The 23916-nt window shown below is 46.1% G+C and carries 20 protein-coding genes, 1 other RNA gene and 1 riboswitch; of the genes, 12 read left to right on the forward strand and 9 right to left on the reverse strand.

The window, feature by feature from the left end; genetic code table 11:
* The first annotated feature begins 4 nt into the window (after positions 1–4).
* On the forward strand, positions 5–967 hold the full coding sequence (locus tag MED92_RS00310; RefSeq protein WP_007019456.1) for an MBL fold metallo-hydrolase: 963 nt from the start codon (positions 5–7) through the stop codon (positions 965–967).
* A gap of 79 nt (positions 968–1046) precedes the next feature.
* The gene (locus tag MED92_RS00315; protein WP_007019457.1) at positions 1047–1532 is read left to right on the forward strand and encodes a DUF411 domain-containing protein; all 486 of its coding nucleotides are present in this window, start codon (positions 1047–1049) and stop codon (positions 1530–1532) included.
* Between the two features lie 57 nt (positions 1533–1589).
* Here MED92_RS00315 and MED92_RS19290 read toward each other — a convergent pair whose 3' ends face one another.
* The 3 genes from MED92_RS19290 to MED92_RS00325 are packed head-to-tail and all read right to left on the reverse strand — an operon-like array spanning position 1590 to position 2729.
* Entirely contained in the window at positions 1590–1721 is a 132-nt protein-coding gene (locus MED92_RS19290) for a hypothetical protein (protein ID WP_007019458.1), read from the reverse strand.
* Positions 1722–1737: 16 nt separating this feature from the next.
* A complete protein-coding gene (locus MED92_RS00320) occupies positions 1738–2163 on the reverse strand; it encodes a YceI family protein (protein ID WP_007019459.1) in 426 nt (141 codons plus the stop codon).
* Positions 2163–2729 carry a cytochrome b gene (locus MED92_RS00325; RefSeq protein WP_007019460.1) on the reverse strand — a complete coding sequence of 189 codons (567 nt, stop codon included), beginning with the start codon at positions 2727–2729 and terminating at the stop codon, positions 2163–2165. The genes MED92_RS00320 and MED92_RS00325 overlap by 1 nt, the downstream gene beginning before the upstream one ends.
* Positions 2730–2942: 213 nt before the next feature.
* Between MED92_RS00325 and MED92_RS00330 the strand changes: the two genes are divergently transcribed.
* Positions 2943–3860, forward strand: a complete 918-nt coding sequence (locus tag MED92_RS00330; protein WP_040661392.1) for a LysR family transcriptional regulator — start codon at positions 2943–2945, stop codon at positions 3858–3860.
* On the opposite strand, the gene MED92_RS00335 is transcribed toward MED92_RS00330, so the two are convergent.
* A complete protein-coding gene (locus MED92_RS00335; protein ID WP_007019462.1) occupies positions 3857–5083 on the reverse strand; it encodes an EAL and HDOD domain-containing protein in 1227 nt (408 codons plus the stop codon). The two genes, MED92_RS00330 and MED92_RS00335, sit on opposite strands and share 4 nt — an antisense overlap.
* Positions 5084–5321: 238 nt before the next feature.
* Here MED92_RS00335 and MED92_RS00340 point away from each other — a divergent pair, with 238 nt between their 5' ends.
* The 4 genes from MED92_RS00340 to MED92_RS00350 all read left to right on the forward strand — a co-directional run bounded on the left by MED92_RS00340 (position 5322) and on the right by MED92_RS00350 (position 10466).
* Positions 5322–6557, forward strand: coding sequence for a DUF3422 domain-containing protein (locus tag MED92_RS00340; protein ID WP_007019463.1), 1236 nt, complete (start codon positions 5322–5324; stop codon positions 6555–6557).
* A gap of 129 nt (positions 6558–6686) precedes the next feature.
* An RNA gene (gene ffs, locus MED92_RS18760) (signal recognition particle sRNA small type) lies at positions 6687–6783 on the forward strand.
* Between the two features lie 487 nt (positions 6784–7270).
* Entirely contained in the window at positions 7271–7786 is a 516-nt protein-coding gene (locus MED92_RS00345) for a hypothetical protein (protein WP_154715109.1), read from the forward strand.
* Between the two features lie 112 nt (positions 7787–7898).
* Complete coding sequence (locus MED92_RS00350; RefSeq protein WP_162010841.1) at positions 7899–10466, forward strand: HD domain-containing protein; 2568 nt, start codon at positions 7899–7901, stop codon at positions 10464–10466.
* 112 nt (positions 10467–10578) lie between these two features.
* Here the strand turns inward: MED92_RS00350 and acnA are convergent, their stop codons facing one another.
* Positions 10579–13296, reverse strand: a complete 2718-nt coding sequence (gene acnA / locus MED92_RS00355) for an aconitate hydratase AcnA (protein ID WP_007019466.1) — start codon at positions 13294–13296, stop codon at positions 10579–10581.
* A gap of 600 nt (positions 13297–13896) precedes the next feature.
* Between acnA and MED92_RS00360 the strand changes: the two genes are divergently transcribed.
* Entirely contained in the window at positions 13897–16692 is a 2796-nt protein-coding gene (locus MED92_RS00360; protein WP_007019467.1) for a bifunctional aconitate hydratase 2/2-methylisocitrate dehydratase, read from the forward strand.
* Positions 16693–16749: 57 nt separating this feature from the next.
* Here the strand turns inward: MED92_RS00360 and MED92_RS00365 are convergent, their stop codons facing one another.
* Positions 16750–17709, reverse strand: coding sequence for a hypothetical protein (locus MED92_RS00365; protein ID WP_007019468.1), 960 nt, complete (start codon positions 17707–17709; stop codon positions 16750–16752).
* Positions 17710–17741: 32 nt separating this feature from the next.
* Positions 17742–17827, reverse strand: a riboswitch (cyclic di-GMP riboswitch).
* 430 nt (positions 17828–18257) lie between these two features.
* Here MED92_RS00365 and MED92_RS00370 point away from each other — a divergent pair.
* Both MED92_RS00370 and MED92_RS00375 read left to right on the forward strand, forming a co-directional pair.
* A complete protein-coding gene (locus tag MED92_RS00370; protein ID WP_007019469.1) occupies positions 18258–18590 on the forward strand; it encodes a hypothetical protein in 333 nt (110 codons plus the stop codon).
* A 48-nt stretch (positions 18591–18638) separates the two neighbouring features.
* Positions 18639–18956, forward strand: a complete 318-nt coding sequence (locus tag MED92_RS00375) for a hypothetical protein (protein ID WP_007019470.1) — start codon at positions 18639–18641, stop codon at positions 18954–18956.
* On the opposite strand, the gene MED92_RS00380 is transcribed toward MED92_RS00375, so the two are convergent.
* Positions 18953–20182, reverse strand: a complete 1230-nt coding sequence (locus MED92_RS00380; protein WP_040661756.1) for a YbfB/YjiJ family MFS transporter — start codon at positions 20180–20182, stop codon at positions 18953–18955. The two genes, MED92_RS00375 and MED92_RS00380, sit on opposite strands and share 4 nt — an antisense overlap.
* Positions 20183–20288: 106 nt before the next feature.
* Here MED92_RS00380 and MED92_RS00385 point away from each other — a divergent pair, with 106 nt between their 5' ends.
* Together MED92_RS00385 and MED92_RS00390 are read left to right on the forward strand one after the other, a co-directional pair.
* The gene (locus tag MED92_RS00385; RefSeq protein WP_007019472.1) at positions 20289–21158 is read left to right on the forward strand and encodes a LysR family transcriptional regulator; all 870 of its coding nucleotides are present in this window, start codon (positions 20289–20291) and stop codon (positions 21156–21158) included.
* Positions 21151–22239 carry an agmatine deiminase family protein gene (locus MED92_RS00390; protein ID WP_007019473.1) on the forward strand — a complete coding sequence of 363 codons (1089 nt, stop codon included), beginning with the start codon at positions 21151–21153 and terminating at the stop codon, positions 22237–22239. Before MED92_RS00385 ends, MED92_RS00390 begins: the two co-directional genes overlap by 8 nt.
* A gap of 23 nt (positions 22240–22262) precedes the next feature.
* Here the strand turns inward: MED92_RS00390 and MED92_RS00395 are convergent, their stop codons facing one another.
* Together MED92_RS00395 and MED92_RS00400 are read right to left on the reverse strand one after the other, a co-directional pair.
* On the reverse strand, positions 22263–22859 hold the full coding sequence (locus tag MED92_RS00395; RefSeq protein ID WP_007019474.1) for a LysE family translocator: 597 nt from the start codon (positions 22857–22859) through the stop codon (positions 22263–22265).
* Positions 22860–22884: 25 nt separating this feature from the next.
* Positions 22885–23715: an AraC family transcriptional regulator gene (locus MED92_RS00400; RefSeq protein ID WP_007019475.1), complete on the reverse strand. Its 831-nt coding sequence runs from the start codon at positions 23713–23715 to the stop codon at positions 22885–22887.
* Positions 23716–23916: the final 201 nt, after the last annotated feature.

A 23916-nucleotide genomic window follows, 5' to 3' on the forward strand; every position in this document is an offset into this window, starting at 1 on the left:
TAATATGAAAAGTATCTCTTCATTGAAAGGAATCGCCCTTAGCGCATTCGTCATCTCGGGCAGTGTATTTGCTGCCAGTCCAGCAGATAAATATCCTGAGTCCGTTCTCTATAGTGCACCGGTTAAAGTAGCTGAGGGTGTTTGGTCTGCGATTGGCGCAACCCAGTATTACAGCTATGAGAACGGAGGCCACAATAACAATTTAAGCTTTATCATCGGTAAAGAGGCAGTGCTGGTGGTTAACGGCGGTTCTTCATATCTGCTTGCAAAAGCCCTGCACGAAGAAATTAAGAAAATAACCAGCCTACCGGTTAAGTATGTGGTGGATGAGAATGGCCAGTCCCATGCGATCCTGGGTAACGGCTACTGGAAAGAGCAGGGCGCAACCATTATTGCCCATGAAGAGGCTTTAGAAGAGGTCAATGAACTCGGTCTTTCTGGGTTGGAAAACCTGCAGACGATATTGAAAGAGCGGGCTAAGGGTACAGAGCTGGTTGAGATCGACCAGACGTTTGAAGAGCATATGGAGCTTGATCTGGGTGAGATGAAAGTGGAACTGGTCCGTTTTGGTCCTGCTCATTCTCCCGGTGATATTTCGGTGGTTGTTCCTTCGCAAAATGTGGTGATCGCCGGTGATATGGCGTTTCAGCAGCGTTTATTACCGGTGTTCCCTGAAACCGATACAGCAGCCTGGCTGGAAACCTGGCACAACGAGTTCGCGCCCTATGCTAAAGATATGATCGTTATCCCGGGTCACGGTGAAGCGACTGATTTCGCTACGGTTGATCAGTGGACTCGCGGCTACCTTGAATATCTGCGTGGCAAAGTCGCCGAGCTTTTAGATGAGGGCGGCACTTTGGAAGACGCATACCAGATAGATCAGAGCCCTTATAAGCATTTGGAAACATTTGAGCAATTGGCAGCTAAGAATGCCGGGCGTGTTTTTGAAGCGATGGAGTTTGAATAGGTTATAGCGTCATAACCAATCGGAACTGGTCAGGCCTCAAACAACTGATAAACTAGGTGCTCCAAAATAAGGTGTACCTATGAAAAAAATGATTTGGGGTTTGGCGGTTTCTTCTTTGTGCCTTTCGCTTTCGGCGCACAGTGCAAACCCGGTGTGGTTGGAAGGTAAAACGGCAACTGAATACAGTGTTGATGTTTATCACAGTCCTACCTGTGGTTGCTGCAAAGGTTGGATCGACCATCTTGAAGATCACAACTTTGTGGTAAACGCGATCGAAACCAACGATGTCTCCCCGATCAAACAGCGTTTAGGCGTGCCGCCTCAAGCTGCTTCTTGTCACACTGCGGTGGTTAACGGTATTGCGATTGAAGGGCATGTTCCGGCGCAGGATATTAAGTCGCTATTAGCCAAACAAGATCACAATGTTCGCCTGCTAACGGTGCCAGGAATGCCATCAGGTGGGCCGGGTATGGATATGCCGGGCGCTAGAAAAGATCAGTTTAAGGTTTATGCTGTTTCTGAAGAGAATAAAATCAGTGTCTATAACAGCTACGATAACTACTGACAGCTATCTGTAGATAATAAAAAAGGCGGGTTAACCCGCCTTTTTTAATGGGCAAACTTACTTACGAATGCCTTCGATGTTCAGATCCAGATAAACGGTTTCTGAAGCAGGGCCCAGGTTGTAAGTCATGCCAAATTCACGTGGCTTAATCTCTGTTGTGCCAGAGAAGCTGCGCGGTAACCACCCCATGGATCTTTACCTTCACCTACTTTCTCAACTGAATCGCGATCTCTTTGCTTGTTCCGTAAAGGGTCAGCATACCTTTCATTACGCCGCCACCGTTTGCATCTGGCGTGAAAGAAGTACTTTCAAAAGACGCTTTAGGGAATTTTGCAACATCCAGGTAGTCGCCGCTACGGATGTGCTTGTCACGCTCAGCGTGGTTAGAGTCAAAGGATGTCACATCGATATCCACTTTAACTGAAGACGCTTCTGGCTTCTCTGCGTCATAGCTAAACTCGCCTTCAAACGTATTGAAGCGGCCTGTTAGCCAGCTAGTACCCAGGTGGCTGATACGAAACTCGATAGACGCGTGAGCACCTTTAGTGTCGATTACGTAATCAGCTGCGTAAAGAGGTGATACAGTCAGCAAAGAGGCAAGCGCCAGTCCTTTAACAATCTTAGTTTTCATTAATGTTCCTCGCGAAGCGCTAGCATGCGCCGTAATGTTATGTCTTTATCGATATAGTGATGTTTAATCGCTGCAATAGCATGGACAGCAGCGATTGAAATTAGTGCCGTAGCCGCCAGAAAATGAATTTCCCCAGCGATGTCTTCCTGATTTTCAAATGAATAAGGCAGCGCCGGAATGCTAAACCAGTTAAACACTTCGATCGCTCTGCCATCGGCGGTAGAGATCAGATAGCCTGAAGCAACCGTGATAAACAGTAAGAGGTACAGTGCAAAATGTGCCAGCTTCGCAGCCAGAGCCATCATTTGCGGCTGAGGTAGCTCTCTTGGTGGTTTATTTAGCAGGCGCCAGAACAAACGTATAAACAGGGTAAACGTCACCAGCAAGCCAATACTTTTATGCCAGATAGGTACGGTGCGATATTCCGGATCGTAGTAGCTTAAGGTTTCAATGTATAAACCCAATGGGTATAAGCCAATGACTGCCAGAGCAATGAGCCAGTGCATGATCACAGGGCCCCAGCCGTAGGTTTCCTCGTCATTTAATAGCTTATGGTTTAGTGCCATTTATAAAATCACCTCAAGTGCGTTTGCTATATGCAAACATAAATTAATTGTATTCGCAGTCAGATTTACGTTTCTTAACAACTAAACGCATATAAAAGCGTTAGTTTTTATTGCCAGACTATATAGTTCGCACTTTACGTATTTACTGCGAATGCGTCTAATGCATAAAATATATGTTAGGTATGCGTTAAGTGGATGGTTGTGTGCAGGCATATGAGTGAAATGAATCTTAGGTCGGTCGACTTAAACTTGCTGGTTGTGTTGCAGGCGTTAATCGATGAACAGCATGTATCAAAAGCAGCGGAACGACTCAATATGAGTCAGCCTGCGGTTAGCCGTGCTTTACAGCGGCTGAGAACCACCCTTCAGGATCCGATTCTGGTGAGAACGGGCAGTGGTTATGATCTCAGTGCCCGCGCAGTTGTTTTACGTGAGCAGCTGTCCCATGTTCTGCATGAGGTTCAAGCGATTATGCAGCCTGAACAGTTTGACCCTATGCAGGCAGAAGGCGTGCTGAAGCTCACGGGGTTGGATCTGGAGCTTATTCTGCTGATGCCTGATGTGATTCGTATGTTACGGGAAAAAGCGCCCAACCTTCGAGTTGAAGTGGTACCGCAGTTGCCCGAGCATTTTGAATTGTTAGAAAGGGGAGATGTGCATTTCACCATCACAGGGCTATTCCCGCAGACCCATCATGATCAGTATCGTCGTATCGAGATCGCCCGAACAGGGCATGTTTGTGTGATGGATAGGGATAACCCGCTTGCCAAGGGTGAGCTTTCCTTACAGGACTATGCGAACGCATCCCATGGATTAGTATCTATCACTGGTAAAGGGCCGGGAATGATGGACGATGCGCTGGGTGAATTTGGTTACAAGCGTAAAGTGATGCTGAGGTTGGCAAACTTTATGTCGGTAGCGCAGTTCTGCCAGCAGTCTGACCTGATCTTTACCCTGCCGAAAATTATGGCGACACATCTGGCGCAAGGGACGAGTCTGGTTTTAAGGCCACTGCCTAAGGAGTTTGCTCTGCCCGAGGTTGTTCTGTACATGTACTGGCACGACAGGTATCACCACGATCCCATGTGTAGCTGGGTAAGGGCAGAGCTGGCAGAGATATTTTCTCCCTAAAGGTGAGAACCCTGCATCATCTGCATGTTCTCATTACTCCAGCGAACCCCTTCGTAATAGGCTTCAGCGTAAACCTCCTGTACTTCAGGGGGCAGACGGAAAGCGCTTTGGCCAATCATATAGAAGTTAACCGCCTGTAGGAGCTTGCCGGACTTACCTTCATAGCGGGTGATCGCTTCTACAATCTCTTCGGAGACTGATAGCTGATCCAGCAAGGTTGGCTGATCCACTTCCAGCAAGGCATCCAGCATGGATAACACGCCGGTCATAAACGCCAGTTCAGAATCCACTTCATCAGTGTAATGAGCCACATACTCACACATGCGCGCAGTAATCAGAATTTGGCGGATCAGCTCGCTTGGTTTGTCATCGTTACTGGAAAGCGCCAGCAGCGTCGCCCATTTTTTAATTTCATTGATACCCAAAGCGACGATCGCCTGAGTCAGGCTCTCAATTTTATTCGGTAGGTTGTACTGGGCGGAGTTAACAATGCGCAGTAACTTAAACGTTAGCTGAGGGTCTCTTGAGGTGATATCTGCCAGGGTGTGCGGCGTAACATCCTGATCCTGAAGTGCAGCGAGCAGATGAATAACGATCGCCTGATTGGAGGTGAGTTTCTTACCTTCGACCAGGGAAGGGCGCGATAAAAAAGTGCCCTGGAAAAGCTTAAAGCCTAATGCCTGGCAGCGCTCATACTCTTCATAGGTGTTTACGTTCTCTGCAAGCACTGTCACTTTAAAGCGATTCAGCTTCTGCATATGTTCAGCGATCGATTCGTTACTGCGATCGCTGATATCAACGCGGACAATCTTGGCAAGCCTTAGTAAGTCGTCATAGATAGGATCATAAGTGAAATCATCAAGCACCAGGCGGTAACCGGCATCCACATACTTATGTAAGGAGTTGATGTAATCCTTACTCAGTTCCGTTTGTTGCTTAAGGTCGATAACCAGATTATGCCGGGAAAGATTCGGCAGGCTATCGGTACGGATAAAGTTCTCAGTCACATTAAGAAAGGCAGGGAGTGACTTCATCGCACCGGAATCGTAGATGCTGGTGAAGTTATTGATCAAAACATCACAGGCTTCCTGATCGCCTTCTAAGAACTTGGCGACCTCTTCCTGTTTCTCCGACTGGTATAACAACTCATAAGCCACAACATTCAGATGCTGATCAAAAATGGGTTGTCTTGCCAGCCCTAGCTGGTTTATTTGTTCCTGCATTTCTTCTAATCCTTGAGAATACATAGGCATTGATAGGTAACCCTACGACTCAAAAGGATTATCTATCAGACACTTAGAGCGTGTTTCCTAGCATTCTACGCGGGGTTTGAGTCTGCCTGCAACTTACACTCGTTCAATCAACCGAATAATCAATAAAAGCCAATACCCCAGATGGGTGATTTAAAATTTAATATTTAAACTTTAGTATATATGCAAAATAGTTTGTCTGGATTTATTGATGCAAAGCCATCCCTTACGCGATCAGATCACTTCAGAAGTTCACTCCCGACCATTCCAGCCATTTAAAGCACCTCTCGGGCTTTTACACATAGCGGCGACCTGTGCTTCGGATGACAGAGATGCGCTGAACGAAGGGTTGGCCAAGTTACTTGCGACACTAAAGATAGACGCGCCAGCGAAGAAGTCAGGTTTCTTCTTTGCCAGCAGCGAAGAGTATGGCGTTAGGTATGAACCGCACAATGAGTTCTATACCCTGACGCTCTACCAGTATGGCTCGGCATCCATCGATACCATTGCCACATTGTGGCAGCCATTACCGGGGGAGCTATTAAGCGGGGTAGAGATCTACTTCGATGTCGCTGATACGCCGAAGCCTGATCTGAAAATGTACTTTGGCGAGCATCAGGTGTCCGGAGCGGAAATCATGGGCGGAGCTGCCAAACTCTGGACAGATTTCTATCCATCCGATGAGAGCGGCTTTGTAAAAATCATCGTTAATGATGTTTCCCTGAAAGCTTTCCAGGCGGGAAGGCTGTTACAGCGATTATGCGAAATTGAAACCTACCGCCATACGGCTTTGCTGGCCCTGCCTGAAGCGCAAAAGTTAATGCCATTGCTAACCCAGATGGATCTGCAACTTGCCGAGATAACCCACAGCATAGCTGAGCAGCCTAACCGCCCCGAGTTACTTAAACAGTTGATGGAACTTGCCGCAAAAGTTGAGGAGCTGTCAGCAGAAACCGCCAACCGCTTTGCTGCCTCTGAAGCCTACTTTGCGGTGGTTGATAGCAGGTTAACCGAGCTGCGTGAAGATCGTATGCAGGGCCTGCAAACCGTGGCGCAATTTATGGAACGACGCCTGGATCCAGCAAGACGTACCTGTAAAGCGGCCAATATGCGAATCGAACGCTTATCCCGGCGTATTGCCCGTGCGACTGACCTGATTCGCTCGCAAGTTGATCTGACCATTGAGCAGCAGAACCAGCAGTTGCTGGAGCGCCTCAATGATCGTTCCAGACGCCAACTGCGCCTGCAAGCCAAGCTGGAAAGCTTCACCATTATCGTAGTGACTTACTACGCCTTCGATCTGTTGGAGCGAACCATCCGTAACACCGTGACTGAGGCTCCTTTACGCGACGATGTGCTGATGGGGCTAAGCTTCTCCGTGCCGATTATTGCCGGTGTTTTGTGGTGGTATGTGCGCAAGCTACTGAGCCATTACGGGGAAGATTAAACGACTATTCTTCAATAAATCAGATGCTTATCAAGATTAGATTTGCATCTTCGATTTTCACTGGTATACTGCGCGCCTGTCTTGAGTGATCTCACTCAAACAAGGCCCTCAGGCCCGCAATGGTGGCCCTGCTGGTCCTTCCGCAATGATAAATCGTGAACCTGGTCAGGCCCGGAAGGGAGCAGCCACAGCGGTGGATTCATGTGCCGGAATGTGGCTGGTGGGGTCATCTCCAAAAACTCAGTAGCTAGGTTATAGAAGCTAGTCGCTAGAGAATCATTCTCCGCTTTATTCTCCAATTTACCGCTTTTGATTTTTACACGCTGAACCGGTCATTGGTTATCTGCTGCGTATTATTCTTGCCAAAAATCATCTGACTATTCTCATACCGTATATTTTTTGCAGTGGCATTTCAGTGACTGATTATGTCATGTTTGTCAGTTCTGATTGCTTGTTTTGCTCTGAAGATTAAGTTAAAACAGTAATTAAATCAGACAGATGGAAGTCTAACGCGTGTAGATACCATGGACCCTTGGTTTTCAAGGGGTGGGTATCCATTGATATAGCGCATGCGCGGTTTGTCACGGAAGAGTCTCGGTAATTTCTAGCTTTCCTTCCTTTTCAATTTCTTACATCTGTTATTAAACAAATGCGGTTAGGGTAGATATACGGACCCCTGTATATACAAATGTTAAATGGCAAAGGAAAGTCTTGTGCAAGATCCCAGTGATTGGATTAATCAATATATAAAAGACTCTGGAGAGGCAATTCAGAAGCTGAGTACAGATTCCCTACGAGTCACTAGTGAAGATATTCAAAATGCTTTAGTCGAAGTTTTGGATCTGAATTGCTCGACAGATCTTCTCTACATGGATCTCCCAGCAGAAAAGATCATCAAGTTGTTGTCCTCATTTGATTTTTCCAGGTTCGATCCAGAATTTATCTGCGAGGTTGCTCTAGATGAATCAATCATTCCAGAACATATTCCAATATCCCTCACTGAGCAGACCATTCGAACGAAAGGCGAAGTATGGCGGATTCACAAAAATGATGCTGATCCATTCCCCTCGAATCCTCATGCTCACAATTACCCCAAAAACCTCGTTGCCCACTTGGGCAATGGCGACCTTTATAGAAAAAGAGAGGTTCTTGGCAAGCTAAAGAAAAAAGACTTAGTGAATCTTCGTGATCATATTAAAAATGTTAGCTTACCTAAGCTGGAAGTCTAGCCATTTAACAAGCGCATGTTGTTCGCCCCTTCGGGGCTGGGACCTCCGTTCCGCTGCGCTTCACTACAGCCCCAAATGCGGGCGTTAGCCGTTTAATCCAGAGGATATGGAATTGTCGATAGAAAGAATAAAATATACAAAATTATGGAATCGTACATTAGGTGAGGTGAACGATGACATATACAAAGAAAAGCGTGATGAATTAAGAATATCTTTTATTAAATTTAGAGATAATGCTACACACTTAGTTTCACAAATTTCATCGATTTTACCGGGACTAACGCAGCATGACATAAGTCATTTAGATGCTTTATGGGAAGTTGCAGATCTAATATGTGGTGATGATTATCCACTCAATCCTCTTGAAGCTTTTGTGTTTGGTGGTGCAGTATTACTACATGATTCAGCTTTATGCTTTGAAGCTTATGATAATGGAATCGAAGGAATACGCCAGACCGATATTTGGAAAGATTCTTATGCAAGTGTTTCTGAGAATGTAACTGATGTCGCTGAAGCAGAAAAAATCGCAGACTTTTCAGCTTTGAGGGCTCTCCATGCACATCAAGCCGAGTCATTAACCGAAAAAAGCTGGGTAGATCCTGAAACAAAATCCCCGTTATTTCTTCTAGAAAACAATACTCTTAGAAAGCACCTTGGTAAGTTGATTGGGCAAATTGCTGCAAGTCATCATTGGTCAATTGAAGATGTTGCAAGTAAATTGCCTAATCAGGTGAACGTCCTACCAGGTTTTCCTCGAGATTGGCGAATTGACCCTATAAAAATTGCTTGTATGGTACGTTGTGCGGATGCTGCCCACATTGATAATGAGCGAGCTCCAGATTTCCTTCATGCTTTGATAAAAAGAAGAGGAATTTCATATACCCATTGGCAAGCTCAAAACAAATTAGCGTCAGTAGATTTAGATCAATCCGATAATACTAACTCAACCCTGTTATTTACTTCCACACATAGATTTTTGGAGAACGAATCAGAAGCATGGTGGGTTGTCTATGACACTATTAATATGATTGAGCAAGAAATTAGGTCATCTAATGCATTACTTGAGTCCAGGCAAGTTGAAACTCCTCAATTTCAAGTAAAAAGGGTTAAAGGTGTTGAATCACCAGAGTTAATGTCAAAATATGTTCAAACTGAGGGTTGGAATCCATGCATGGCAGAAGTCCATGTAGGTAACATGGAAAATCTTGTAAGTTCGCTGGGTGGTGAGAAACTATATGGTGCGGGCTGCGATAAATTTGAAGTAATCCTCAGAGAGCTTATACAAAATTCAAGGGATTCCATACATGCTAGAAGAGAGATCGATAAAGATTTTATTGGACAAATAACTGTTCGATTGATTAGTGATGATAATGGGGTGTGTTTATATATTGAGGACAATGGCGTAGGTATGTCTCTGCGAGTATTAACAGGTCCTTTATTAGATTTTGGTACAAGTTTTTGGACGTCTTCTTTAGTCCAAAGTGAGTTCCCAGGTCTTCGCTCCTCTAAATTTAAATCAGTTGGTCAGTTTGGGATTGGGTTTTATTCCGTATTTATGGGGGCTGATAAAGTAAGAGTCTCTAGTAAACCATGGAATGGAGGATCTTCAGATGTACGGCAGTTAAACTTTAATAATGGCTTGTCTTTACGGCCTCTACTTAAACATGAAATTCCCGAAGATTTCAATTCTAATATTTCTACCCAAATAAAACTGAATTTGAAGGAAGGCATATTAGAAAGCACCGATAAAGTATTAATAAAACGCAATCAAATGAGGGCTGAAGACCTTGAAGTGTCTGTAGAGGATTACATTTCATCAATATGTGCAGCGCTTGATGTTTCAGTTTATTTCTCAGTGAATGATTCAAATTGTATTGAAATTCACAAAGATATAAAAAATGAAACAGATTACAGTGATTGGTTAAAAAGAATATCTTATTCTAAGTACCAGCCCCAAACCGTTGAAAATTATATAACGACGAATATTCACAGACTAAGGCCTATTATCGATAATGATCAGTGGCATGGCTTAGCAGCAATATCCGTGGCACCAACTACAGAACAGAATTTCTTGAGCTTAAACGCTGTCGGCGGTCTTAATAGTAGCGTTCACCACCGGAGTGGGGAGCACTATATGGGATATATTGATCGTTTACCTCAATCAGCAAAAAGAGAAGGTAAAGGGTATTCTGCCTCTGATGAGGCTATAAAAACTTGGGCTTTAGAACAAGTGGAATTATTAAAAAAAGAAGGGATGCAACCATTAGATAAGTGTATTTTGGCATATAATCTTTGTTATTTTGGGGTTGATCCAATTGATATTGGATATGTTTTTGTTATTCGGAATGATATGCCTGAATTCTTATCATTTAAGGAGTTGGCAGATCTTTCTTTAGTAGAAGATATAGTATTTGTAAAAACAGACCTTATGGAGCATATTGATTCTCATAGTCAAATTAATTCATTACCAGGTCAAACCCTCATTAAGCCCTTGAGAAATTCAAATTTTCTTTCTCTTAAAATGGAGGAAGGAATACCTGTAAAAAATTATAGTATTCTTGATTGTTTGTATCGAGAGATCGTGCAGTCTGGTTATGAGCCAAGTTTTTCTGTTGAAAAAAACATAGGCCAATCATTTATGGGAATGAATGATGGATTGGTAATCAGGTCTACAAAGTAGTCCGTAGAGTAAACGGATAACTAGCTATTAATCAAGGGTGTTAGCTATACCATCTTAAGTCCAAAAAAACCGCCGATAAACGGCGGTTTTTTTATACAAGCTAAAAGCTGGCTTAGCTATTCGCAGCGATAATATCGCGCAGTACCATTGGCAGGATACCTTTGTGGCGGATCTGATCCAGCTCAGAGGAGGTATCAACACGGGAGGTTAGCTCCAACTGCTGAGATGAGCCGTCTGCTCTGTTAATGGTCAGGCTAACTGTGCCGCGTGGCTCCAGAGTATCGATACCGTTCAGGTCGAAGGTTTCGGTACCGTCCAGGTTCAGCGATGCACGTGTTATACCTTCAGGCATCTGTAGCGGTAATACGCCCATGCCGACCAGGTTGGATTTGTGAATACGCTCAAAGCTTTCTGCGATAATCGCTTTAACGCCCAGCAGTGCAGGGCCTTTCGCCGCCCAGTCACGGGAGGAACCAGTACCATACAGCTTACCGCCGAATACCACAGTCGATGTGCCTTCGTTACGGTAGCGCTCAGCGGCATCGTAGATAGACATCTGTGCCGGAGCACTGTCAGATGAGTAGTAGTTAGTTACCGCACCTGTGGTGCCTGGCAGTAGCAGGTTTCGGGCTTTGACGTTACCGAAAATACTGCGCAGCATCACGTGGTGGTTACCACGACGGGCACCCAATGATGTCATGTCTTCGTCAGCTACGCCTTGCGAGCTCAGGTATTCACCTGGAGGGGAATCCGGACGAATACGGCTTACCGGCGAAATATGGTCGGTCGTTGTGTTGTCATCACACATTACCAGCATACGCGCAGCCGAGATGTTGTTCAGTGAATCTTTAGGTGTTTCCAGTGAGAAACCATCGAAGAATGAGATCTCCTGAATGTAGGTAGAATCCGGCGCCCAGTCATATACAGGGCCGGTAGGTGATTCCAGGTTCTGCCATGTAGCAGGGCCGTCCAACGCGTTTTCATAGGTTTCACGGAACGCTTTCGGATCCATGCACTCAAGCATGGTTTGGCTGATTTCAGCGTTGCTCGGCCAGATATCCTTTAGGTAGACATCGTTGCCTTTAGCATCCTGACTGATCGGTTCTTTAGTGACATCGATATTCACGTTGCCAGCCATCGCCATTGCCACTACCAGTGGTGGCGACATCAGGAAGTTGGTATCAACATCCGGGTGGACACGGCCTTCGAAGTTACGGTTACCGGACAATACCGACGCGGCGATAATGTCGTGGTTTTGCAGGGCGTCTTCGATGCTTGGTGCCAGCGGACCTGAGTTACCTACACAAGTGGTACAGCCGTAACCTGCCGTATTAAAGCCCAAAGCATCCAGGTGTTGCTGCAGCCCTGCCTTAGTCAGGAAGTCTGTTGCAACAGGGGACCCCGGAGCCAGGGATGTTTTAACGCCGTCAGGTACCTTCATGCCCAGTTCGTTGGCTTTCTTCGCCAGCAGACCTGCGGCAATCAATAGGCCAGGGTTAGAGGTGTTGGTGCAGGCGGTAATCGCGGCAATCACGATATCGCCGTCTTTTAGTTCTCGCTCAGGCAGCGGTGCGAAAATACCCGCTTCGTCTGCCTTCATTGGCGTAACTTTTACAACTTCTGGGTTGCGCTCGCCTTCAGCAGCCGCTTTACGGAATACATTACCGATCTCAGCCAGTGGAAGTCTGTCTTGCGGTCGTTTAGGACCTGCAACAGAAGGCTCAACGGTGGATAGATCAAGCTGCAGCAGATCCGTGTAGCGAGGCAGCGCCTGACCCTGTTTCCATGCCATGTTCTGCGCTTTGTAGAATTCCAGTGGCAGGTCGCCGTCTCTGCCCGTTGCTTTCATATAATCGGCAGAGATCTTATCGAATGGGAAGAAGCCCATGGTCGCGCCATATTCAGGCGACATGTTGGCAATCGTCGCACGGTCTGGCAGGGACAGGTTGGCACAGCCTTCACCGACGTATTCAACGAACTTACCGACGACGCCACCTGGGAAGTTACGTAGCATTTCAGTAATGGTTAGCACCAGGTCAGTTGCGGTCACACCTTCTCTTAATGCGCCGGTTAGTTCTACGCCGACTACTTCAGGTGCCAGCATCTGCATAGGCTGGCCTAGCATGGATGCACCGGCTTCAATACCACCAACACCCCAGCCAACAATACCCAGTGCGTTTGCCATAGGCGTGTGGCTGTCCATACCGATCAGCGTGTCGGGGATCATCAGGTTATTGTTGTTTAGATAGCCCTGAGCCAGATACTCAAGGTTTACCTGATGCACGATACCGGTTTGTGGCGGAATAATGCGGATAGTTTCAAAGGCCTGTGCGCCCCATTTCAGGAAGGCATAACGCTCTTTGTTTCGTTCAGCTTCCAGCTCGCCATTGATTCTTAACGAAGCAGGGCTACCGGTGTTATCCATTGTGACTGTGTGGTCGATAACCAGATCTGCACGAACCAGGGGTTCGATAATCGCCGGGTCCAGATCCATGCGCTGTACGGCTGAACGCATCGCTGCAAAATCAACAATCGCAGGCGTGCCACTCAGGTCATGCATGATTACGCGACCGGCAGTGAAAGGAATCTCAATCGGCTCTTTGCCTTGATGTTCAGTCCAGCTACCCAGCGCTTTAACCTGCTCAGCCGTTATGCCGTTCTGGCCAACATTGCGAGCGATACCCTCAAGAATAGGGCGAAGGGAAAAGGGGAGTGCATCAAGGTCGATACCAAACTGCTCAGCCGTTGCTGGCAGACTATGGTAGTTGTGCTCTGTACCGGGGAGTGTTTTAACAGAGCTGGATGGATCGAAATCGATTGGGCTTGTCATTATTTATTCCTCACGCAGATTGGGCGCTGCCGAATCTACAACTTTTATTGCACGAGCCTTCGTCCTTACAGAGTCCGAGTTGCTCGATTTTTTTGTCAGTCGTATTTCAGCCGTCAAGCGAACCGCTATTTCCTGCATTATAAGTGTTAACTTTTCAGGATTGTCGACAATCTTAGCCGATAGGCGTCTTAAATCAAGTGATAGAGGAATACTTTCGTCTGAATTACATACAATCTTCGACTATTTGCTAGTGTATTTAGATGGAGATGAATAATTTTTAGATAACTATAAGGTCGTTTTTACGGCCACCGCTACATTTATATGGCTAATCAGGCGTGGAGGGGCGGGTCACAATTGTATATATCAGTGATCGTAGAGGTGGTTTTTGCGGCTCCTGTGACGCAAAAAAGGAGAAATATTCTTATAAAATAAATACGTACAACCAATGTATACCCTGCTGAAGGCATTGATTTTAGTACTATTTTTTTTATTTATACCGACTATAAGCCTCATTTAAATAGTTTTGATTGAGGTGCTTGGTACTTTTTTTTTATAATCCGCACCAAATCATAACTAGATCTAAGTGAGACGTTGGACGCTATGAGCTACTATTCTGAGTACCTAGAAGAAATTGAGGTTCGTAAAAAGGACCTAGGTCTGAACCCAAAGCCAATCGATAGTGCTGAATTGCTATCTGAAATCATTGCCCAGATTAAAGACACGGGTAATGCAGAGCGCGAAGCTTCTCTAAACTTCTTCATCTACAACACTCTACCTGGTACTACTCCAGCGGCTGGCGTTAAAGCGGCTTTCCTAAAAGACATCGTTCTGGGTAAAGAAACTGTTGCTGAGATCTCTCCAGAGTTCGCTCTTGAGCAACTGTCTCACATGAAAGGTGGTCCTTCTGTTGAAGCACTACTGGACATCGCACTGTCTGACGATGCTCAGGCTGCGGCTGCAGGTGAAGTTCTGAAATCTCAGGTATTCCTGTACGATGCTGACACGACTCGTCTGGCTGACGCTTTCAAAGCGGGCAATGCGATCGCTAAAGAGATTCTGGAAAGCTACGCGAAAGCTGAGTTCTTCACTAAGCTGGATGACATTCCAGAGAAAATTAAAGTTATCACCTACATCGCAGCTGAAGGTGATATCTCTACTGACCTGCTTTCTCCAGGTAACCAGTCTCACTCACGTGCTGACCGTGAACTACACGGCCTGTGCATGATCTCTCCAGAAGCTCAGCAAGAAATTAAGCAGATGGGTGAAGACAACCCAGACGCTAAAGTGATGCTGATCGCTGAGAAAGGCACCATGGGTGTAGGTTCTTCCCGTATGTCTGGTGTAAACAACGTTGCATTGTGGGCAGGTGAGCCAACTTCTCCATACATCCCATTCGTAAACAACAAGCCGGTTGTAGCGGGTACTAATGGTATCGCGCCTATCTTCCTGACAACTGTTGGTGTAACTGGCGGTATCGGTCTTGACCTGAAAAACTGGGTTAAGAAAACTGACGCAAACGGCGAAGTAGTTCGTGATGCTAACGGCGACCCAGTACTTGAAGAAGCATACTCTGTTGCGACAGGTACAGTTCTGACGATCGATACTAAAGCTAAGAAGCTGTACAACGGCGACGAAGAACTGGCTGATATCTCTGATGCTTTCACACCACAGAAAGTGGAATTCATGAAAGCAGGTGGTTCTTACGCGGTAACATTCGGTAAGAAACTGCAGACGTTTGCTGCTGAAACACTGGGCGTTGAAGCACCAGCAGTTTACGCACAGTCTAAAGAGATCTCTCACGAAGGCCAGGGCCTGACAGCTGTTGAGAAGATCTTCAACCGCAACGCTGTTGGCGTGACTTCTAAGACTCCTCTGCACACAGGTTCTGACGTTCGCGTTAAAGTGAACATCGTAGGTTCTCAGGACACTACTGGTCCTATGACTTGTCAGGAACTGGAAGCGATGGCTGCTTCTAAAATCTCACCAAGTGTTGACGGTGCTTTCCAGTCTGGTTGTCACACAGCGTCTGTATGGGATAACAAAGCTAAGGCTAACACGCCTAAGCTGATGGCATTCATGAACGCATTCGGTGTAATCACTGCACGTGACCCGAAAAACGTTTACCACTCAATGACTGACGTTATTCATAAAGTACTGAACGACATCACTGTTGACGATCGTGCGATCATCATCGGTGGTGACTCTCACACCCGTATGTCTAAAGGTGTTGCGTTCGGTGCTGACTCCGGTACGGTTGCGATCGCATTGGCGACGGGTGAAGCAGCAATGCCGATCCCAGAGTCTGTAAAAGTAACCTTTAAAGGTTCTATGAAGCCACACATGGACTTCCGTGACATCGTACACGCGACTCAGGCGCAGATGCTGAAGAAGTTCGCTGGTGAAAACGTATTCCAGGGCCGTGTAATCGAAGTACAGATCGGTACTTTGCTGGCTGACCAGGCGTTCACGTTCACTGACTGGACTGCAGAAATGAAAGCGAAAGCTTCTATCTGTATCTCTACTGATGAGACGCTGATCCAGTCTCTGGAACTGGCTAAGTCCCGTATCCAGATCATGATCGACAAAGGCATGGAAAACGAAGCAGGTATGCTGCAGGGTCTGATCGATCTGGCTGACAAGCGTATCGCTGAAGTTAAATCTGGCGAAGCGCCTGCGCTGGCTCCGGACGACAACGCTAAGTACTACGCTGAGCTGGTTGTTGACCTGGACGCAATCGATGAGCCAATGATCGCTGACCCAGACGTAAACAACGAAGACATCTCTAAGCGTTACACGCACGATGTGATCCGTCCTACTTCTTACTACGATGGCCGTCAGGTTGACCTGGGCTTCGTTGGTTCTTGTATGGTTCACAAAGGCGACATGCAGATCATCGCTGCTATGCTGCGTAACCTGGAGAAGAACGGTCCAATCACATTCAAGGCACCTCTGGTTGTTGCTCCACCAACGTACAACATCGTTGACGAGCTGAAAGCAGAAGGCGATTGGGACATTCTGGCTAAATACGCTGGTTTCACGTTCTCTGATGAGAATCCGAAAGAAGAAGCACGTACTAAGTACGAAAACATTCTGTACCTAGAACGCCCAGGCTGTAACCTGTGTATGGGTAACCAGGAGAAAGCAGAAGCAGGTGACACTGTACTGGCTACTTCTACTCGTCTGTTCCAGGGCCGTGTTGTAGAAGATACTGCTGAGAAGAAAGGTGAGTCTCTGCTGGGCTCTACTCCAATGGTTGTTCTGTCTTGTATCCTGGGTCGTTTCCCGTCTCTGGAAGAGTACAAAGAAGCCGTTGAAGGTATCAACCTGACTCGATTCGCTCCACCAAGCGAAGACTTAAGCGTTGCTCCTCAGGCGATCCCAGCTGCACGTATCTAATCTTAGATAACGTGACTAACAAAAAGCCCTGATTATTCAGGGCTTTTTTGTTTGTGGCTACTTAACCGTAAATGTCCCGATGCAAGAAGGATCAATATTGTATTCTGTAGAATCGCCTGATCTCATTTCGACAAAATAGTTACCGGATGCTGTGTAGTTCTTTGTAGAGAGATTAAACTGCCACTGCCCGTCAATATATTCAAATTGGTTGCCTTCAAATGACTGCCCAGGTGAGAGCGAATCGACTTCTACAGCGCCTTCAGGTGTTGCGGAAGAGGAGTACATAACTGATATTACTGGAGCTGAAGTAATGTCAGTGTTTGTTATTTCAGCTCCATTCCCATCCGTAAGAATTGCTTTGTAGGGTAGCGCTCTGTTTTTCTTAACAGAAACGTTTTTATCCATCGGAGCAGAGAAGCCGGTACAGGTATATGAATCTGCTGTAGCAGCGGTGACATCAATTTTATCAAATGAGAATCTTGAAAGGCCTGTTGCACCAATCAGACTGATAGCCTTAAGGTTTTCAAAACCACTTAAAATAAAAGATTCTAATCCCCCTGATACATCGACAGTTACTTCAACGGTTTTCAGTAAATTTTCATCATAGCCAGCGATCGTAATACTTTGTGCTGCATCGTAGCGATAGGCTTTAGAAAGTGATAGGCCTGAAAGCGTAAAGGTGGCTGCGGTGTCAGTTGGTTTTATAATTACCGTATGTAACAGGCTGGCTCCTGAATTTAGTGATAGATAATTTTGCTGGTAGTTAATCCAGCGCGAATCATCGTTGCCTAACCCTGCATTGAACTGTTGTAGGTATGTAGCATTTTGAACGCATGCTTCGATACTTGGGTACGAAGAACATCGTCTTGTTGATGTACTGAAGCCTTGTTCAATCACTTCTCCGTACACGTAGCCCTTTGGTACAGCTTCATAGTCTAAAACAACAGCTTGAGTTGTCATGGGAAGGCTTAGCGCTAGTCCAGAAATAACCATCTTTAAGTTATAATTTTTATTCATTGTCTACATCCTTTTTCAACTGCTTTTATTTTCTGCGCAGCTCAGCCATCTAATGACATCAAAACATAGACCTGTAGCTTTCCGTCCCTGTCTCACGGCAGGTTTGGCCATTAGGGTTCCATTGCAGTTAAGCACAAAATAAATGATCAGGTTTGCAGATGTATAAATTTCAAACAGCTTTTTGGTTTTTTAAGACCGTTATTTGTGACTTAGTTCAGGGATTTCAAACGATTGTTTATGCTTTTGTCAGCAGTGCATTATAGAGGGGCTGGTAATTAATTCTCGGACTCAACTCTTAAAAACTTAAATTATTACAACATATTAACTTTTAAAAGCTTAATTGGTTTTTACTTTAATAGGTTTTTTTTTGATACATAAATCAGGTTTGTGAAGACAGAATTGGGCTTGGGAAAAAATTAATTATTAGGGTTTGAATCAATTTTATGAATGAACATTTCTCATCTGCATACTGCTTACCCCCCGTCTAAACTTATCATTGAAGTACGTACCAACCTGATAAGAGGCAAGAAAGCCCATGGGGTAGTTCTATGTTGGAACTCATCAAGGATTTTGAATCATTCCAGATTTTTTATTATTGGATTGATCCGGATACGGGCAAACAAGTGAGCCCGAAGCTACCAACACTTGAATATGCAAGAGAGTGGTGGTTAAGTTATTACACCGATCAGTATTCTGGAGAGGAGCGTCGGTCGAGTAAAATTGACAGGCGCGAGAAAAGTGCGAAGATGAAATTGGGTGGCACTAGAATATTTTTTTCTAAACGAAAGCCACAATCATGTCAGGGAAGGCGAGTTACTGATGTACCAGTTCAGGTCAGTTTGGATCTAACAATCCCAAAATTGGCAGAAATTAAAGCTTAAGAACTGATTCTGTTGTATTGGTAACAGTAAGGCTTCAGGAGGCCGTCATTGTTATTAGTTAAAGACTTTAATGAATCAGGCTTTATCTATTATTGGGTTGACGAGAATCAAGATCAGGTGAGCCCTTATATCCCCACTTTCAAGTTGGCTGAAGAGTGGCGTACACGCTATCTCTTTGATCAATATGAGGGTAACGAGCGGCGCCTCTCTTTGATAGATCGTCGTAAGGATGAATCTACCCGCAAAGAGTTTGACCGCTCTCTGGATATTGTCAGAACCAATCCACAAGGACGTCGCGAAGCTGACGAGCCTGTTAAGGTGGATATCGATCTCTCGGTTGAAAAACTTAAGATCTATTACTCTTAACTGGGTTTTGGTGCTTCTAGTTCGTTGCTTTCCATAGCAGCTTCAGATAGCTGTGAGAGTTCACGTTTCTCAAGCATCACCAGGCACAGAATCAATACGAGCCCGACAACCATAACTGCTGCAGAGATATATAGCCCCAGGCTGTAATCACCCAGTGCTTCAGCCAGATAACCCGTGCAGACGGGGGCAAGTATCTGTGCGGTGCCGTAGGCAAGGGTCATTTTGCCCATAAACTTAGCCGGATTACTTGGATAAAACTGTCCCGCCATGGTCAGCACCAGACTGACGCAGGCGACAAATGTACCGCCGAATATAAGCGCGCTAAGCAAAACAAACACTAGTGAATCTGAGAATGCCGGCACCATAATGCCAAAAATTTGTAATCCGTAGGTGCCGATCAATGCCTTGAGATAGCCTACCTTGCGGGCAACTCTGTCCCAGAAGATCACTGCAGGCATCGCACCAAGGCCTATCACGACAAATGCCAGTGGCCCTTTACCTTCCAGAGCGGCAAAGCCCTCGACAATATCAACAATAAACGTTGCGCTAACTACGTAGCCGTAACCGGCACAGAAGTATGCCAGTAGCATAATCCGTGAGAAGGTCTTGCTAGGTGGATTATCCTTTATCACTTGGGCCTGGCCATTAGCATCTGCTTTAGGGTGGGGGATCCAAAGCCAGGCAGGAACTGCAAAGACCGCAGCGACACCGGCAAAGAACAGCCACTGTTGTTCCCAGTCGGCTGATAGCATCAATAGGCCTTCGACAATCAATGCAGTAAAGATAATACTGATGCCTATACCGGCGAAGTGAACGCCTAGTTCTCCCCGGTATTTATTCATAACCAGCCACTTGAGAATCAGGCCCGATGCGATAATCATCCCACCCGATGCACAGATCCCCGCTACCAGTCTGAAGAATGACCACAGATAAATATCCGTAGTAAAAACCATTGCTATGGAAGTGATCACACTGAGGATCAGATACAGTTGATGCAACAGGTATTTATGATGGAGGCTGTTCATGCTTGCCGCGGTTAAAACCCCGAGCATATAACCCATATAGTTTGCGGTTGCCAGCCAGCCGCCGCCGGCGTCAGTGAGGCCTGTTTCCGCCTGCATGATGGGTAGCAATGGGGTGTAGGAAAAGCGCGCTACACCGACTGTCACGATCAGACTGCATATGCCTGCGAGGTAAACGCGGCTTTTACTCAGATTGTTCAGCATAATCATCTCAATCAGTTCTTGTATTTCTATTCATCAACTCTAGCGTTTTCTGGTACTCTTAAAAATTGAAACATTCAGAACAAACAATTCACTATTTGAGAACTGTATGGAAATCACCGGGTTAAAAACCTTCAAGGCGGTTGTCGATGAAGGTGGAATTAAGGGCGCATCCGTAAAGATGAATACGGTGCAGTCGAATATAACCACCCGTATTCAAAAACTTGAGGATGAATTAGAGGCGAAACTGTTTCGATTAGTGGGTCGTCGCCTTGAGTTAACACCTTCAGGGCAGCAGCTCTACGGGTATGCAAAGCAGATTCTTCAGTTTGAATCACAGGCGATAGCGGCCATTAAGCAGAGTAAAGGCAGTTATGAGCTGAGAATTGGCATGCCAGAAACTTTTGCAGCGGTGCATATGCCTTTAGTGCTTAAAGCGTTGCGGGAAGCGCACCCAGAGATAAAACTAAAGATGTTTACCGATACCAGTGACAGGTTAGTGGGGTCGATTCTGAACAGTCAGGTGGATTGCGCGGTGATAGGTAATGCACCCGAGCATGAAGAGCTGATCACTATCCCTTTAGTCTGTGAGGAACTGGTTGTTGTCACCCCGCTGGGGGATAGTTATGAGCCAATCATGTTTGTCAGAGATGAAGGCTGCGGTTATCGAAAACGTGCCTTAGAGTGGCAGCATGCGGCAGGTAGAGGTGACGAAGAGCTGATGGTGATGAGTAGTTCTGATGGGGTGTTAGGTTGTATCGCTGCGGGCCTTGGTTACACCGTTATCGGTAAGAACATGGTCGTTGGTAGTCGCTATGAAAAATCACTTTTAATTGAGCCGGTAAGCGTTGGGCCGCGACACGTTAAAATTTCAATGGTTTATCGTAAAGATCATCCTTTAGAGAAGGGCGTTCTTGATCTGGTGAATCTGTTCCCTGAGCGGGCGAATCTGTTAAAAGTGGATATGGATAATGATTAGTCGTCGAAAACTGCTGGTTCAGGCGGGGCTGTTAAGCGCAGGAGCACTGATGTCAGGAAAGCCTGTCGCACAAGCGCATAAAAAGTGGCACATGCCGGAAGAGGGTGAAAAGCACCTGCGAACATGGATGGCATTTGGAGCTAGCAGGGAAATCTGGGGAGCAGAACTGCTACCGGAAGTTCGTCAGGATCTGGCTGATATAGCGAACACGATTGTCGAATATGAACCGGTGGCCATGTTAGTCAGACCTCATGAGCGAGCCATCGCAGAACGGCTTTTGGATAGCCGGATCGAGCTGGTTGAAGCGGGTATTGATGATCTTTGGATGCGTGATACTGGGCCGATCTTTGTGAAGGATGAATCTAAGCAAAAATCGGCGATCGATTTTAATTTTAATGGTTGGGGAAATAAGCAGGTTCACGATCAGGATGCCCTGGTAGCCGCTAAAGTTGCCAAAAGTGCCGGCGTACCGTTGATTAAAACCTCGCTTGTTTTAGAAGGCGGTTGTATTGAGGTGGATGGCCTAGGAACCGCGATTATCACTGAAAGCTGCGTATTGAATAGCAATCGTAATCCGGGTTGGTCAAAGGCGCGCTTTGAAGATGAGTTAATGCCGTTGCTAGGGCTTGAGAAGATTATCTGGTTACCGGGTATTAAAGGCATGGATATTACTGATGGCCACACCGACTTCTATGCGCGGTTTATCCGGCCCGGTGTCGTTGCTGCGGGTTTTGATCCGGACCCTCACTCTTTTGATCATGAAGTAACCCTTGAACATCTGGATATTCTGCGAGCTTCTACAGATGCAAGGGGCGCAGCACTAAAGGTTCATTCGCTGGAAGCACCTTCAGAGCTTTCATACCCTTATGCTGATGAAAACTATGCTGCGGGTTATATCGGTTTCTATGTGTGTAACGGGGCGGTATTGTTACAAAAGTTTGGCGATCCACGTGCCGATCGAATGGCAAAACAAACCCTGCAAGAGGCTTTCCCGGATCGTGATATTCTCCAGCTCAGTATCGATGGAATAGCAGCTGGTGGCGGAAGTATTCATTGCGCCACCCAGCAGGAGCCGGCTTAAACATAGTCACCAGTCGCTAGACTCTAGTAACTGGCGGCTAGAATATCGACCGCTACCCATAACAGCAGAGCGGCTAAGGCCAGATTAATGACTTTGAAATAGATAGGGTTTTGAACCAGCTTGCCTAGCTTTGCGCCGATGAGCAGATAGCTTCCCGGGGCGCCAAACGCCATGCAGGCAAGCAGGAATGACCAGACCGCAATACCGGCCCCATCTATTTGCGCAGCGGGGAATTGTACTGTAGCGATCGGCAGAATAGCGACAGGCGCTTTCGGGTTTAGCAACTGCATGATAAGTCCATTACGAAAAACCAGGCTGTGCTTTTCTTCCGGGTTACCCGTAGGTGTATGACTTTGGCGAAGCGTTCCGCTAATTATCTTCCAAACCAGATACAAAATGTAAAAGGCACCTAATAGCGCGATAGGGCGTTGCCATTCTGGTGAAACCAGCCATGCGCCGGTATAGCCAAAAATCATAAAGAGAATAAGCATGGCCAGGCCTACGCCTACACAGAATCCGAGGGATTTTTGGGCTTGGCCTTGTAGGCCCGCGTTGAGGCTAATCAGATTCACTGGCCCAGGGGTGTACATAATGCCAAACGCGTAGGCAAAGATTTCCATAGCAATTTTTCCGGTAGGGGGAGCTTTAGCTGTTAAATACGAGCTGCTGGTACTGCTTCGGTGTCATGCCAAAGCAGGGTTTGAAACGCCGGTTAAGGTGGCTTAGATCGCTAAAGCCGCATTCGTAAACCACATCATTGATATCGGCACCTTTTTCAAGGGATTCGCGGGCCCGATTGACCCGGCAGTTGATCAGGTACTGGTGCGGAGTGATACCGAACTGCGCTTTAAAGAGGCGAAGAAAGTGGTATTTGGATAGATTGGCCTGCTGGCTAATAAGCTCAAGTGAGGCTTCCTTGTCCAAATTAGCGAGCATATAGTCCTTTGCCCTTAGCAGGAGCGTATCGATTCTACGTGCAGGGTCTTGCTCATTGTTAGCGCCGAAGAGTTGTGATATCCGGACTGCAAGATGGTAGAGCTCGCATTCGTGTTGGATCTCATCGTGGTCATCACGATCAAAAAGCTGGGCTAGTCTAAGCACATGTTTGCCCAACTGAGCATCATTAATGAGTAGCTCAGGAACTCTGAAGCCTTTAGCGTTTTTCATCCCTGCTGCTTCAAACATAGGTTCTAGCTGGGCGGGGTGAATGTAAAGCATACGATAATGTAGCGTGTCATCTATCCCTGAATGGCCGTCATGGACCTGGTCAGGGTTAAACACCATAACATTTCCCGGCAAGCTCCTGTGAAACTCCCCATTGGCAAAAAAATCTTGCCGTCCCGCCATCGTCAGGCCGATCGAAAACTCCTCATGGGCATGTTTGCCATAAGTGAAGTCATTCATCTGGGCGCTGAGTAACGTGACCTGATCCAGGCAGTTACTCTTCTGATAGTGGAATTGGTTGTTTTCTCTCATCGGTTTTACCTTGAATTCAATTCTACTCCCGATTTGGTGCTGAAGACAGGATAGTGCTCAGTAGAAAAGTTTGCTTGGACGAAATTGCTTATTTCAATTCAGCTATCAGTGCCTTGTGTTTGCTAGGGGCTAGTGGTGAATGAATTTTGATCTTCTTGAAGGTGATTACTAATAGATAACTATCTAAATCAAAAGTAACTA

It is taken from the genome of Neptuniibacter caesariensis, assembly GCF_000153345.1.
Lineage (GTDB): Bacteria > Pseudomonadota > Gammaproteobacteria > Pseudomonadales > Balneatricaceae > Neptuniibacter > Neptuniibacter caesariensis.